Origin of the sequence: Chitinophaga silvisoli (assembly GCF_003412465.1) — a bacterium.
GTDB lineage: Bacteria > Bacteroidota > Bacteroidia > Chitinophagales > Chitinophagaceae > Chitinophaga > Chitinophaga silvisoli.
Genome location: NZ_QTJV01000006.1, coordinates 540,231 through 555,064, shown reverse-complemented (window position 1 = coordinate 555,064; position 14,834 = coordinate 540,231). Strand labels below are relative to the sequence as shown.

Genomic DNA, 14,834 nt, shown 5'->3' with positions numbered 1-14,834 from the left:
CTTTTATGGAAATACATTATTTTAAGCATCCTGTTAAAGTCATTATTCCCCTGATTTTACATCGAAAAATATGAAACAATCCTTTAGTATTATCCTTATTCTCCTGACAGTTTCCTGCTCCTATAAAAAGGTTGTCACCACTATGACAGGAAATGTCTGTTATGCCAGTCCCAGATGGCATATGCTCGGAGGTAACTGCATTTGTTTGTATGCTGACAGCACTTTCAAATTCAATGGGTACAACGCGGCTATTTATTTTTCCGAAGGAACCTGGAAATGGAATGATGCAGAAAAAAGACTGGAATTGAAATCTATACCACCTGCAGATCCTGACAAATATTCTCATAGACTCGATTCTCTGTGGATGGATCTCTCTAAAGCAATCGTAAAACTAAAACGAAATAAACAGGAACTCATCCTCAGCAATGTCACTTATTCGAGAAAACTTGCCCCGTTTTTCGGTAATTCCAATAAAAAAGGCAAACTGTAATAGTTTGCCTTTCTGTGTAATTTAAAAATGTGCGAAGTCCTGCGTATAATCCCCCTTGATCCTTTCCATCGGCGGGTTAAAATACCCGTACTTCAAATGCGGGAACTCCTCTAATATCAATTCCTGCAACTGCTTCACGCCCAAACACTCCCCCGTCTCCGTAATGCCAAGCCGACCCAAATACCAATCCGGATCAATATTGAAATTTCTCCACTGGATCATCTTCAGGTTCGTATCCTTAATCAACTTTCTCAGTGCCTCATACTCATCCGCACTATCCGTCATACCCGGGAACACAAAGTAATTGATCGATGTCCACCCATCAAACTCATTCACTACCTTCAAACTCTCCACGATATCCTCAAACTGGTAGTTATTCGGCCTGTAATAAGGCGTATAATACTTCTCCTGCGCGGAGTTCAGACTCACACGGATACTGTTCAATCCCACCTTACACAGTTCACGCACCGCATCCGGCTTACTCCCATTCGTATTGATATTGATACTCCCTTTAGAAGTATGCTTTCTCATCTCTATAATCGACTCACGAATCGTCTCCCACATCAGCAAAGGCTCTCCTTCACATCCCTGTCCAAAAGACACAATCGGGAAAGGGGCTGTCTCCAGGTGGGGTACTGTAAACTCAACAATCTCTTCCGCGGTAGGCTTAAAACGCAAACGATCCTGTGTGGAAACGATGGTCTCCTCTTCCGGCTGGAACGAGATACAGCCTATACAATTTGCATTACATGCCGGCGAGGAAGGAATCGGACATTCCCAGCGACCCATGAAATAGTTACGTGCTGCCGGGCAATGATATGTCAGTGCACAGTTATCGGCCAGGTGCTTTACCAGCCTGTTATGCGGATATGCCTGGATCAGGTCTTTTACCCCCTGTTTCACCTTCTTCTCATCAAAACCACCACATTCCTGCCTGATATCCTGCTCAATCCTTACCGCTGGTACATAGAACTTACCATCCAGCCAACCTACTGCCGTATAGCAGAACAATGGCAGGGTAGGGGCATCCGGCATGGTCTCATATGCCGCCATGTAAAAACCAGTATGTGCAGGCGGTATAAAGGCAGCTACTGCCCATCCTTTGTCGCACAACTGCATTTCACCGGTTTCGGCATTCAAACCAATTCCACGGCGACCAGGTAATTCATACAGTGAGCCACCTTCCGGCAGTTCAATCCATTCGTCCAGTTCTATCGGCCACGCATCCCAGCCACTACGACCGGTGGTGAGCATAGAAGTATCTTCAAATATATTCCCCTCTCCGTCGGAATATAAAATATACGGCGACTGTTTTAACATATTGAGTTGTGATTAAAGCCTGCTCTTAAAAAATGCATTCATTTCAGCTTCCTTATCTGCACCGGGTTCATCCAGGACTTCCAGTTGCAGTACTTTGTTGTCTTTAAAATCTAAAGTGAGCAGGTCGTTGCGCAAAATTAAGTTATTCAGGCGGCTCCAGCTAATCACCTTTTCTGAGAAGGTGGTTGGCAAAGTCGCCCCGTTGAAATCAACCTTTATATATGAAGGCATGAAAATCTTGTATTCAGCATAGCCTACATAAGCAGCTGCAATGCCTGTCAGGAACAGGAACCCAGCTGCCAGGGGCTGCATATGCGTCAGCACAAAAAGACAACCGGTCAGACAGGCGAAGGCTTGTACAGTACGGGCCAGGCTGTTCGCAGATTGGATATTCTTAAACCGCTTCATCATAAACGGGAAGACGAGGCTTCCAATTCCGAGGAGGAAGAAGAATGCAGCTACTGCCCAGTTAGGATCAGGGCGGTTGTATACGCCAATGGTAATGAGTAAAAAGAGAATGCCGATGAGGCCATGCATAGCGGGTTGCAGGCGCAGGCGGGTCATGGCATTGGGATGTAAGATCCTGATTTTATAAGATTGCATGTGATATTGCTTCCTGAACTTAAAAACTACCTTTTACCAGATTATCAGATTCGAACGGTTTTTTGTATCAATAAGCCGCGCTTATTCAGAACGCTCCAATACAAAAGACTATTTATTACCCGGGTGCACCATCAAATTGCATAATTTGAAAAGCACTCTTGCTCCCACATTCGCATCCCACTCCTCATGTGCGCTACTCACTTCACTCAGATCAAAGCCGATTAATTTACGGCCGCTTGCCAGCAGCTTTTTGAACAAATAATAAATCTGCTCACAGTCATATCCACCTGGTACAGGCGTTCCCGTGTGCGGACAAAGCTTTGGATCCAATCCATCAATATCAAAACTGATATACACCTGCTGCGGCAGCTGCGCTACAATTTCATCGCAGATAGAAGCCCAGGTAGCTCCCTCATACTGACGGTGTTTAATATCCCTGTCAAAGAACGTATTCACTCTCTCCGGGTGATCCTGGATATACTGCAGCTCCTCCTCGCAATAATCACGGATGCCCAGCTGCACAATCTTACTTACCTGGGGAACTTCATTCAGTACATTATACATAATAGAAGCATGAGAGTACTGGAACCCTTCATACCCATTTCTCAAATCACAATGTGCATCGATCTGCAGAATGCCAAACTCCCCTTTCTCTTCTGCCAATGCTTTAATATAGCCGAGAGGAGTTGAGTGGTCACCACCTACCAGGCCTACCATCTTGCCCTGTTCCAGTACGGCCTTCGTTTGGTTGTACACCCACTCGTTCATAAGGTCCGTGCCCTTATTTACATCTACCAGCGTCTTCTTCAAAAATTCATTTTCGGAAATATCCCCACCTTCGGTAAGGAATTTTAGGTAGAGTTCAGCTTCTTTACGCAGGTAATCACTACGCAGCAACATGTGCTTGTCCGGATCACGCATATAAAAACCTTTCCTCCAGCCTTCTTTTACATCCGGATCGAGCAGGTCAATCTGCAAACTTGCTTTACAGATTTGTTCGGGTCCTCTTGCGGTGCCGTGACAGTAAGATACTGTCACTTCCCATGGAATAGGAAGTAAGATGAGTGATGCATCCTCTTCAGTCGTAGGTAAGCCAAAGATATTGTTAGATACCAGGCTGACAGAATTGGGATCAAAGTTGGATAAATCCGCCATGATTATGAAGTTCTTATACTAATTTTCGGCGCAAAGATAGTACTTTATACATAAAGCGGTATTGTACAGCGTGGATGCTTTGGGGCTTCCGGACCAGCACGGTACGCTTGCGCCGGCATTTATGATAAATATCATATCTCCTTTCATGTAAAAAATCCACTTTCACACCTCATTTTGCCGTAATTTTGCGCATCGAAATGTGAATGGACCGTTTTGATGGATAAAAAAGCACATTAACAAGCACATTAAGGGGAAGCATTTTAGGAAGCTTAAGAACTATTTGCGATATGAAGAAATCTAATATTGTTTTATTAGTGCTGATTGCAGTAGCAATTGGGGTGATTGTAACAGTTGCCGGTGATTTCAGTACTTATGAAACATTTGCCACAGCTCGTCAGAAAGAAGGAAAAGAATTCCAGGTAATCGGAACACTGGATACTACCAAAACCATGGTATACGATGCTGCTAAGGATGCCAACCTTTTTACATTCTACGTAAAGGATAAATCCGGTGATGTATGTAAAGTTATTTACTTCGGCACCAAGCCCACTGACTTTGAGAAAGCAGAAAGCGTCGTGCTGACCGGCAAGATGATCAAAGATGGTGAATTTCATTGTGGTAAAATCCTCATGAAGTGCCCATCCAAATATAAAAATGACCAGGTAGCGGTTGGCAATAAAGTATAAGCCATTCGCATTCATATATTTTAAAAAGTAGTTAATGGCCCGCACCGTCGGGCTATTTCTTCATTCTAGCACCTTTTATCTTGAAGACGACATATATAGGAGAGCATTTATTGCCCGGGCAGTTTGGACATTTTTTTGCAGTGCTGGCCCTGGTTGCCTCGATGGTGGCCACTGCCAGCTATTGGGTAAGCGTACGTACCGGAGACGAGGTAAAACGTAATTCCTGGAGATTGCAGGGCCGTTGGGCATTTATCATCCAGGCAGCATCTGTATTTGCCGTATTTGGTTGCCTGTATTTTGCATTATACAATCACTATTTTGAATATAAATATGTCTGGCGCAACTCCAGCCGCGATCTGCCGGTTAGTTTGCTCTTGTCCAGCTTCTGGTCTGACCAGGAGGGAAGTTTTATGCTTTGGTCTATCTGGCAGAGTATCCTGGGCCTGGTGCTGATCCGTACCACTAAAAGGTGGGAAGCTCCTGTAATGACCATGATCTCATTTGCGCAGGTGTGCCTGAGCAGTATGTTGATCGGTATTTTCATCCTGGATTATAAAGTAGGTAGCAACCCATTCCTGCTGCTGCGCCATGCGGCAGAGAACCAGGGCCTGCCATGGGTAAACAGTCCTAATTACCTGAACTTCATCAAGGATGGTAATGGATTGAACCTTTCCCTGCAGAACTACTGGATGGTGATTCACCCGCCGGTATTGTTCCTGGGTTTTGCTTCTACCGTTGTGCCTTTTGCCTTTGCTTTTGCCGGTCTCTGGACCAGGGAATATAAAGAATGGATTAAACCAGCCCTGCCATGGGCCCTGTTCAGCGCGGCTGCATTGGGCCTGGGTATTATGATGGGAGCTGCATGGGCCTATGAATCACTCACTTTCGGCGGTTACTGGGCATGGGACCCTGTAGAAAATGCATCGCTGGTACCATGGCTGACACTGGTAGCGGGTATTCACACCCTGCTGGCCTTTAAGTCATCCGGCCATGCACTGAAGGCGACATTCTTCTTCTTCTTCATTACTTTTATTTTAATCCTGTATTCTACCTTCCTGACCCGTAGCGGCGTATTGGGTGATACATCTGTACACTCCTTTACTGATCTGGGTATGAGCGGACAGCTTACCTTCTTCCTTTTCGCGTTCATCCCTGCCTTTGGCATGCTGATCGCCCGCAGGAAAGAGATCCCTACTGTTCACAAGGAAGAAAGTACTTATTCCCGCGAGTTCTGGCTCTTCATCGGTTCACTGATCCTGATGATCGCCGCTATCCAGATCACCTTTACCACTTCCATCCCGGTGTGGAACAAGCTGATTAACAACCTGGGGATCAAGAAACTCCTGAACCTGACAAACGATATTGCACCTCCATCTGACGGTGTATTCCACTATAATAAAATCCAGATCTGGGTGGCGATTGTGATAGGTATTCTATCCGCTATCGTGCAGTTCCTGAAATACAAGGATACGCCAAGAGGGGAGTTTACCCGCAAACTGATGATTCCTACTGCCCTGGCTTTGATTGCTACCGTGCTTTCCGGCTGGCTGGGTAAGGTGAATTACGATACATATGGGGCAGGGTTCCTGATGGCGATTTACCTGATGATGTTTGCCAGCTACTATGCGATTATTGCAAACCTCGCTTACATCTGGATCGGCCAGAAAGGTAAGCTGAAGGCGGCAGGCGCTTCTGTGGCACACATCGGTTTCGGTATGGTGTTGCTGGGTATAGTGATCACTTCCTCAAAGAAAGAGACGATCTCCATCGACAGAATGAAGATGCTGGACGGTGGTTTCTTTGGTGCGAACAGCAAGGAGAATCCACGTGAGAACCTGATGTTGCCACGTAACTTCCCGGTACAGATGGGCGATTATCATGTCACCTATGCGGGTGACTCCCTGCCGGCCGGGGAATCCAAGACTTATTACCTGGTAAGATACGAGCGTAAAGATCCTACCAGCGGTAAGACACTGGAAGCCTTTACCTTACATCCGGATGCCTTCCTGAGTAACAAGGGAGAGCAGACACTGACACCGAACCCGGATTCAAAACATTATTGGAACAAGGATATCTTTACTTATATTACAGCAGTTCCCCTGAAAGAAGATGATAGTGACACAGCGACTTATCAGCCGCATGTGGTAGCGCAGGGTGATTCGATCTTCTTCTCCAATGGTTACATGGTCATGGAAGGCCTTGACCCGCAACCGGCTAACCGTAACTATCAGGCTGAGCCAAATGACCTGGCAGTAGGTGCAACTTTGAAGGTGTATACCAAGAACAATGACCAGTACAACCTGAAGCCGATTTACCTGATCCGCGACAGTAGTTACGAATATAATATCCCGGATACCGTGGCACCATTGTCACTCTATGTTCGCTTTAGTAAAATTCTTCCAAAGGATAAAAAAGTAGAACTGGAAGTAAAAGAATCCACCGTTTTCAGGGATTACATAGTGATGAAAGCCTTCATCTTCCCATTCATCAACGTGTTATGGATTGGGGTGATCGTAACGGTGATCGGTTTCATTATGAGTATGTTCCAGCGCCTGCGTCAGAACAAAGAAAAGCCAGCTGTAAAGAAGCCTTTGACGAAGGAAAGGGCAGTTTAATAGCCTGACTATATAATATTGAATACAGGTAATAATTCCGGTTATTACCTGTATTGTTTTTTAATACTATTTGTATGAATAGCAGATGGCTGCGCGTAGCCCTTATGGTTTTAACATCCCTGATCCTGATTTACTACCTGGGTCCCCGACCTCCCGTACCTGTTTATGATCCTAAGTTTCCCCAGGTACCGGAAGATGCTGCCGGCCTGGAAAAGTACATTAACCAGAAGGAATCCCGGCATCGCCTGAAGCCGGATAACCAGGCGAGGATAATATGGCATGATTCCCTGCATACCAAAACAGAATACGCGATAGTGTATTTACATGGATTTTCAGCCAGCCAGGGAGAGGGTAATCCTGTACACCTGGATTTTGCAAAGCGATATGGTTGTAACCTGTTCCTGTCCAGGCTGGATGGACATGGCCTGGATACTACAGAGCCTTTGCTGACGATGACGGCGACTGGTTTATGGCGGGATGCCAAGGAAGCGTTGGCGATTGGGAAGGCATTGGGGGAGAAGGTGATCCTGATGGGCACCTCTACGGGTGGTACCCTGGCATTGTACCTGGCAGCAATGTACCCGAATGATGTGTATGCGGTGATTAACTTATCGCCGAATATCGAGATTAATAATGATATGGCATTCCTGACGAATAATCCCTGGGGATTGCAGTTGTCCAGGATCGTGATGCATGGGAATTATAACCAATCGAAAGATACGAATGCGCTGCGGGCGCAATATTGGTATAATAAGTACAGGCTGGAAGCGGTAGGAGAGCTGCAGGGATTGCTGGAGAGCACCATGGTGCCGGCGACGTTCAGGAAAATCAAGCAGCCGGTATTGAATTTATATTATTATAAGGATTTGAATCACCAGGACCCGACGGTGAAGGTGAGTGCCATACTGAAGATGGAGCACTTGCTGGGTACGCCGGATAGTTTGAAGGATGCGGTGGCCATACCGGAAGCGGGGACTCATGTGATAGGCTGTTATATGACATCGCATGATGTGAAGGGGGTGGAGAGGGAGATATATGAGTTTGCGCAAAAGCGGCTGAAGATGGATACGGTGATGCAGCAGGCAGATAATTGATTATAAAGTAATTGATTTTTAAAGGGGATGATTGTAAAGTAATTGATTTTCAAAGGGGGAAATTCCTTCTCCTGGCGGTATAATATCATGAAATATTAATAACACATTCTATACTAATTTACCTTAACTTTAGCATAGTATTAGGAGAACTTTAAGAAAATGGGTCGCTCAATATCCGCATTCTTCATGCTTATCATGCTATGCCTCTTTAGTCGTGTAGGGGTCAATGCCCAGACCAGGCACGGTCTGGATAGCATTCCTGTAAGCGCGATTGTAGTCAATGGCGACACTATTCCCAGTATTACCCTCCAGATAGTAGAAGTAATCGATAAATTACCGAAGAAGTTCCGTAAACAACGTGAGGCCTGGACGCGGCTGCGCAATGCGGTGTACGTCACATACCCTTATGCGGTGCAGGCATCCCGGATACTGAGGGATGTAAACAGCAGGCTGGCTACCTTACATGACAAAAAGGACCGGAAGGCATACCTGGCATCGGTGGAGAAGCAAATGAAGGCACAGTTCGGCGATAAGTTGGAGAATCTGTCGATATACCAGGGACGGATCTTAATGAAGCTGATCAACCGGCAGACGGGGCAGAACTGTTATGAGATCATCAAGGAATTGAAGGGTGGATTTTCGGCGAGGATGTGGCAAACGGTGGCTTTTTTCTTTGGCGGGAATCTGAAAAGTGAGTATGATTTGAACGAAGACAAGGATATAGAGGCGATTGTGCAGGAAATAGAAATATACCGGGGTTCACGGGCATATAATTAACTGTACATACATCATCCATGAAATTCACTTTCCATTATATAATTAACAAGACTTTGAAGCGGCACCTGCCGCTTTTTTTATACCTTACAAAGATGCAATTCAGATTAATTTTAGCGGGCTTCCTGCTTTGGAGTATGGTTTCTAAGGCCCAGGACGGTACATTGTTTATAGTTGACAGCGTTGAGGTGGAGAATGGTCTCAATAACCTATCTCCTGATAAGATTGCGTTTATGAATGTGGTCAGTAGTCCGACATTACAGGCGAAATATGGAGCCAGGGCGGAGAATGGGATCATTTATATAGAGACGAAACCTTTTGCGCGCAGGCGTTATAATCGTTTGTTTTCGGAGTTATCACCGGCTTTTGAGGCGGCACTGAAGAAGTATGGGAGTGATAGTTTGTTCCAGTACATCCTGGATGGGACTAAAATAGACGAGGCCTCTATGAATATGCTGGCAGCGCTGGAGAAGAAAGGGATTGGGAGTTTGGTGGTGGTAGATGCGGCGACGCTGAAGAGTAAGTACGATGTGAAGGAGAAGGATAAGAAGGTGGGGGTGATCATTACATCGAAATAAAACGATATGAAAGTGCGGTAAGAGCTAAAAAGGGGATTAAGGTCTTTTCTGAAGATAAAAACAGTTCTCTCCATTCGGGTTATATTTGCACCCGAAAGGAAAGTATTTACGATGAAATTAGACATATTAGCAATTGTCGCGCATCCCGATGATGTGGAGCTGGCATGTGCAGGTACCCTGATGGTACACGCGGCACAGGGAATGAAAATCGGTATTCTGGACCTGACAAAGGGAGAATTAGGTACCCGTGGTACTCCCGAAATACGCGCAGCTGAGGCGGCAGACTCCGCCCGGATCATGGAACTGGATGTAAGAGAGAACCTGGGCTTGCCGGATGGTTTTTTCAGGAATGATACTGAGGAGCAATTGAAAGTGATTACGATGATCAGGAAATACCGTCCTGAGGTCGTGCTGACAAATGCCCGTGAGGACCGGCATCCGGATCATGGCCGTGCGGCGGTATTGGTAGCAGATAGTTGTTTTCTTTCTGGTTTGAGGAGAATAGAGACAGCATTAGATGGACAATCACAGGAAGCCTGGCGCCCCAAACAGGTATTCCATATGTTGCAGAATAAAATAGAAAATCCTGATTTCGTGGTAGATATCTCTTCTGTAATAGAGCGGAAGAAGGATGCGATCAGGGCATTTAAGACACAATTTCTGGCACCGGCGGCAGACAATGAGCCGGCTACCTTTATTTCTTCCCCTGCATTTTTTGAGAATATTATTAGCCGGGACAGGTCTTTCGGGCAACTGGTAGGAGTACCTTATGCAGAAGGGTTTACGACTGCTAAGATGCTGGGTATCAGGAGCTTTAATGACCTTATTGGAAATGTAACCTGAGGATCACGCCCGGTTTCGATAATTATTTTACTGATTATCAATTTGTTGTAATGTGTTATTGCATTTATAGCATGAAGACTGCGGGGTGCAAAAAGCCGGAAAATGACAGCATTTGAATGGAGGATCAGGGAGTAAAAGGGTAGTTTGACAAACACACCATTCCTTTGCCATATAATGAATGGCTAAGGAACAGTTAAATTATTATGGATATAGTAGAAAAAGATTGGAATAATTAAGGGCAATAGGAACCTGACTGCCCGGTTTGGGAAGTAGTAATGGTGAGTGTAGGAAACACCGTTGCCCGTCAAACATTAGATGAACAGATCTTGAGTGGCATCAAATTCATCATGTTTACTGAAACTGTTTTTGATGAACGGAATCAGTGCAAGGCCTATCGTAAGGATCGCTAAGAGTACATTTTTCGTTTTCATATCCTGTCGTTTTAAATAATTGATGAGTATACTTATATAACTAAATAACGTGCCAAAATGTTACGAATACTTTCGAAAAACGTTAAGATTGTATTAAAGGGGGGAGAAAGTGAAACACATAATTGAAATTCATTAGTACGGTACCGGGATTGGAGGTATATAGACTTTTTCAATAACCTATAAGGAAAAATCTATTTGACTAATTATGAATAGACTGTGACCTTTGCACCGGAAATTTTACCGCGGGGTGTGGGTGAAATTTTCCCGAAGTTGGAAAATGGAGAGGAAAATTTTCCGTGGGGGAGAAAATCGAAGGAGGAAATAACCAGGGGGAGTAATAGTACCAACCGTGGCAATGCCCGGATAAAATAACCAAAGGACGAAATAGTAACCAACATAATAAATAATCATCAAGCACATGAAGAATGCAACTTTATCTCTGGGTGCACAGTTCCCGGAGTTCAAGAAAACGGCAGTAGTATCTATCGAGAAAGGAAAAGAGTTTTATGAACTGACTTCTGAGGAGCTGAAAGCTTCCGGCAAATGGTTAGTAATGTTCTGGTGGCCTAAAGATTTCACTTTCGTATGTCCTACTGAGATCGCTGAGTTCAACAAAGCTCACCAGGATTTCGTGGACCGTGATGCCATCCTGATCGGTGCTTCTACTGACAGTGAATTCGTACACGCTGCATGGAGAAGGGATCATGAAGATCTGCGTGGTCTGCAGTTCCCAATGCTTGCTGACACCAGCAAATCTCTGGCTACCGAATTAGGTATCCTGGAGGAAAATGAGAAGGTTGCTTACCGTGCTACTTTCATCGTTGATCCTCAGGGTGTTATTCGTTGGGTATCCCTGTACGACCTGAACGTAGGTCGTAATGTGAAGGAAGTACTGCGTGTACTGGATGCACTGCAGACAGACGAGCTGTGCCCTTGTAACTGGGAAAAAGGTCAGGCTACCCTGAACGCATAATTTTTTTATTTCGAGGTCCATAGTCAGCGCCTTTTGGGATGTCCGGCTATGGACTTTTTCTTACCCGTAACTTTATAATATTATATAGATATGTTCGCAACATCCAACCAGGATACAGCTGTACAGCTGTTGCAGGCAGTGGGACTGACAGAGAGTGCATTGTCCACCCGTTTACATCAACTGTCCAATTCAGATGCCCGTTACCTGAAAGATTTGAAGATAAACGTGACAAACGGACTGAATTCAGGTAACTTAACGAAGAAGGAAGCCTACCTGATCGGTTTGTCAGTAGCGGTGAATGAGAAGCATTTTGAACTGCAGGCGGCATTTGAGAAACTGGCGCTGGCAGAAGGTGCAAATGATAAGGAAGTAGCGGAGGTGATCAGCTGTACGAGTCTGCTGGTGGCTAATAACGTATATTACCGTTTCCGTCACTTTGTAAAGAAAGAGTTCTATACAGCTCAACCAGCAGGGATCCGTATGAGCATTATGGCGAACCCTGTTTTAGGTAAAGAATTCTTCGAATTGGTAAGTTTAGTAGTTTCTGCTTTGAACGGATGTGAAATGTGTGTATCTTCGCACGAAGAAGCACTGATAAAACACGGCACCACCCAGAACCGTATCTTAGATGCAGTTAGGCTGGGCGCGGTTTTGAGAAGTTTAATCGTGTTACTGTAAGTGATAGGTTTCTTACCGGGGAAGATCTTACCGGAAGAACAATAATCCTGAAATTCGTCATTGCCATGGGCATTTCGGAGGGATGAATGGCCTGCCGACAGTTAATGTGGATAAGTTTTTCAAGGTGCGGAAATCTGGATACTGTTGTAAAACAGGAATGGTTGTTATGATAACAATAATGACCGGGAAGCCTGCCATAAGGCGTTCCTGACAGATTTCTAAGGTGTGGGTAGTAAATATTAAGGGCGTTGGGATTTTTAAATAGCCGTTCGTTTGGTTTTTAAACTGTTCGTGTAGGTTTTTTAATAATCGTCTTCGCTTGTAAATGATTGAAATCCACCGCTTAATGTTGTAAAACATCAAATTAAATACTTTTATTCATTAATCACGGGGTGTGATAGTTTGCAAATTCAAAATAATTTGCGACTTTTGCAGTCCAAAATTTTTCTATCATGGCAAGAGTATGTCAGGTGACAGGAAAGAAGCCTATTACGGGTCACCATGTTTCCTTCTCTAACATTAAGACTAAGAGAAGATTTCTGCCTAACCTGCAGAAAAAACGTTTTTTCCTGGCGGAAGAGGATCGCTGGATATCTTTGAAAGTTTCTGCTGATGCGTTAAGAACCATCAACAAAAACGGTTTGTATGCAGTAGTTAAAGAATTGCGTGCAGCTGGACAAACAATCTAATCGTAAGCATTCAACTTAATTTGTATACAAAATGGCAAAAAAAGGTAACAGGGTGCAGGTAATACTGGAATGCACAGAACATAAGACTTCTGGTCAGCCAGGTACTTCCCGCTACATCAGCACCAAGAACAAAAAGAACACTCCTGAACGTCTGGAGTTGAAGAAGTACAATCCAATTTTAAGGAAAGTAACTGTACACAAAGAAATCAAATAATTGATCGTTAATGTTGGTAGTTAATCGTTTATCCTCTTGATGCGATTGGCAATTAACAGGGTAAATTTTTGACAATTCACTTAACTTTTAAGTAAAAAATATTATGGCAAAAGCAGCTTCCAAGAACTCGAAGGTAAAAGATGCTAAAGCAGCCGCTGAATCCAAAGTTTGGACTAAGGTGATCAAGGCTGTACGTTCTCCGAAAACTGGTGCATATACCTTTAAAGAGGCTATCGTGCACAAGGACAAGGTGCAGGAGTACATGGCTAAATAATTCGGCTTTATAAATTATATAGAAAGCTGTCTCGTTTACAAACGGGGCAGCTTTTTTCTTTAGATGAAGGGGAGCACCGAAAGAAAAGGATGGTGTTTCTTTCAACGGAAGGAAGGGCCAACCAGGACCGTTTGATCGCAACAAGCAGGGCTTCTGGTAGTATTTTAATACCCAGCTGCACATTTTTCTGTAAATTGGCGCTGTAATTAATATTTCATCCACATTTGTCAGTCCGTCGCGGCAAAAAACAGACAGCTATGAGTTTTTTCAATAAGCTCTTTTCAAGAGAAAAGAAGGAAAGCCTGGATCAGGGATTACAGAAGACAAAAGAAAGTTTCCTCAACAAGATTGGCCGTGCCATTGCAGGTAAATCTACCGTAGATACAGAAGTACTCGATAACCTCGAAGAAGCCCTTGTATCTGCGGATGTAGGAGTGGACACCACCGTACAGATCATCGACAGAATCGAAAAGAGAGTATCTAAAGATAAATACCTGGGTACCGGTGAACTGAATAAGATTCTCCAGGAGGAAATTGCCAGTCTGCTCGTGGATGCGCCAGATAGCGGTTTCCGTGATTTCGATACCCCTGCCGGCAAAAAGCCTTATGTAATTATGGTGGTGGGTGTAAACGGAGTAGGCAAAACTACCACCATCGGAAAACTTGCTTACAATTTTAAGAAAGCAGGTAAATCCGTTCTGCTCGGTGCAGCCGATACTTTCCGTGCAGCAGCCGTAGACCAGCTCACTATCTGGAGTGATCGCGTGGGGGTGCCTATCGTGAAGCAGGCTATGGGTTCTGATCCCGGTGCAGTGGCTTTCGATACCGTACAGAGTGGTGCCGCCAAAGATGTGGATGTGATTATCATCGATACTGCAGGCCGCTTGCACAACAAGGCACACCTGATGGATGAGCTGAGTAAGATCAAGCGTGTGATGAAGAAAGTACTGCCGGATGCGCCACACGAAGTACTGCTGGTACTGGATGGCTCTACAGGCCAGAATGCACTGGAACAGGCGAAACACTTTACCGCGGCAACGGAAGTGACGGCCCTGGCCATCACCAAACTGGATGGTACAGCCAAGGGAGGTGTGGTACTGGCGATTGCCAATCAATTTAAGATTCCTGTTAAATATATCGGTATTGGCGAAAAGATGGAGGACTTACAGGTATTCAGTAAAGAAGAATTTGTAGATTCTTTGTTCAGTATAAATGGCTGATTTTGAATAAAACTATTGGGAGCCCTGCAAGCAATTGCAGGGCTTTTTTATAGGGATAAAATTAGAATTTCCTACAATACGTACACAAAATTGACGTTTTATACATAAATGGGAATTGACAATTCGTAATTAATTAGTTATCTTTGCAATTCTTTGAACAAAATATAACCCCCACTAAGGCTCATAGTCACTAAACA

16 protein-coding genes are annotated in these 14,834 nt (G+C 44.5%); 13 read left to right on the top strand and 3 right to left on the bottom strand.

The annotated features are described in order from the left end of the window. Positions 1–70: 70 nt before the first annotated feature. The gene (locus DXN04_RS17725; RefSeq protein ID WP_116854718.1) at positions 71–490 is read left to right on the top strand and encodes a hypothetical protein; all 420 of its coding nucleotides are present in this window, start codon (positions 71–73) and stop codon (positions 488–490) included. Positions 491–511: 21 nt separating this feature from the next. Here DXN04_RS17725 and DXN04_RS17720 read toward each other — a convergent pair whose 3' ends face one another. From DXN04_RS17720 to DXN04_RS17710, 3 genes are all read right to left on the bottom strand, one after another. Beyond that, on the bottom strand, positions 512–1,810 hold the full coding sequence (locus DXN04_RS17720) for a radical SAM protein (RefSeq protein ID WP_116854717.1): 1,299 nt from the start codon (positions 1,808–1,810) through the stop codon (positions 512–514). A gap of 12 nt (positions 1,811–1,822) precedes the next feature. Next, positions 1,823–2,413, bottom strand: coding sequence for a hypothetical protein (locus tag DXN04_RS17715; RefSeq protein ID WP_116854716.1), 591 nt, complete (start codon positions 2,411–2,413; stop codon positions 1,823–1,825). 108 nt (positions 2,414–2,521) lie between these two features. Next, a complete protein-coding gene (locus DXN04_RS17710) occupies positions 2,522–3,568 on the bottom strand; it encodes an agmatinase family protein (RefSeq protein WP_116854715.1) in 1,047 nt (348 codons plus the stop codon). A gap of 287 nt (positions 3,569–3,855) precedes the next feature. Here DXN04_RS17710 and DXN04_RS17705 point away from each other — a divergent pair, with 287 nt between their 5' ends. From DXN04_RS17705 to ftsY, 12 genes are all read left to right on the top strand, one after another. Then, a complete protein-coding gene (locus DXN04_RS17705) occupies positions 3,856–4,254 on the top strand; it encodes a cytochrome c maturation protein CcmE domain-containing protein (protein ID WP_116854714.1) in 399 nt (132 codons plus the stop codon). Positions 4,255–4,334: 80 nt separating this feature from the next. After that, on the top strand, positions 4,335–6,869 hold the full coding sequence (ccsA, locus tag DXN04_RS17700) for a cytochrome c biogenesis protein CcsA (RefSeq protein ID WP_233525619.1): 2,535 nt from the start codon (positions 4,335–4,337) through the stop codon (positions 6,867–6,869). A 74-nt stretch (positions 6,870–6,943) separates the two neighbouring features. Further along, on the top strand, positions 6,944–7,963 hold the full coding sequence (locus DXN04_RS17695) for an alpha/beta hydrolase (protein WP_116854713.1): 1,020 nt from the start codon (positions 6,944–6,946) through the stop codon (positions 7,961–7,963). 159 nt (positions 7,964–8,122) lie between these two features. Then, complete coding sequence (locus DXN04_RS17690) at positions 8,123–8,740, top strand: DUF4294 domain-containing protein (RefSeq protein WP_116854712.1); 618 nt, start codon at positions 8,123–8,125, stop codon at positions 8,738–8,740. 92 nt (positions 8,741–8,832) lie between these two features. Next, positions 8,833–9,315: a hypothetical protein gene (locus tag DXN04_RS17685; RefSeq protein ID WP_147319970.1), complete on the top strand. Its 483-nt coding sequence runs from the start codon at positions 8,833–8,835 to the stop codon at positions 9,313–9,315. A 111-nt stretch (positions 9,316–9,426) separates the two neighbouring features. Continuing rightward, on the top strand, positions 9,427–10,158 hold the full coding sequence (gene bshB1 / locus DXN04_RS17680; protein WP_116854710.1) for a bacillithiol biosynthesis deacetylase BshB1: 732 nt from the start codon (positions 9,427–9,429) through the stop codon (positions 10,156–10,158). Positions 10,159–11,007: 849 nt separating this feature from the next. Further along, a complete protein-coding gene (locus DXN04_RS17675; protein ID WP_116854709.1) occupies positions 11,008–11,562 on the top strand; it encodes a peroxiredoxin in 555 nt (184 codons plus the stop codon). 90 nt (positions 11,563–11,652) lie between these two features. Then, on the top strand, positions 11,653–12,240 hold the full coding sequence (locus tag DXN04_RS17670) for a carboxymuconolactone decarboxylase family protein (protein WP_116854708.1): 588 nt from the start codon (positions 11,653–11,655) through the stop codon (positions 12,238–12,240). Between the two features lie 452 nt (positions 12,241–12,692). Next, positions 12,693–12,929, top strand: a complete 237-nt coding sequence (gene rpmB, locus DXN04_RS17665) for a 50S ribosomal protein L28 (protein ID WP_072357217.1) — start codon at positions 12,693–12,695, stop codon at positions 12,927–12,929. A gap of 31 nt (positions 12,930–12,960) precedes the next feature. Then, entirely contained in the window at positions 12,961–13,143 is a 183-nt protein-coding gene (gene rpmG, locus DXN04_RS17660) for a 50S ribosomal protein L33 (protein ID WP_012790733.1), read from the top strand. Between the two features lie 103 nt (positions 13,144–13,246). Further along, a complete protein-coding gene (locus tag DXN04_RS17655; protein ID WP_072357218.1) occupies positions 13,247–13,417 on the top strand; it encodes a DUF4295 family protein in 171 nt (56 codons plus the stop codon). 257 nt (positions 13,418–13,674) lie between these two features. After that, on the top strand, positions 13,675–14,637 hold the full coding sequence (gene ftsY, locus DXN04_RS17650) for a signal recognition particle-docking protein FtsY (protein ID WP_116854707.1): 963 nt from the start codon (positions 13,675–13,677) through the stop codon (positions 14,635–14,637). Positions 14,638–14,834 lie beyond the last annotated feature (197 nt).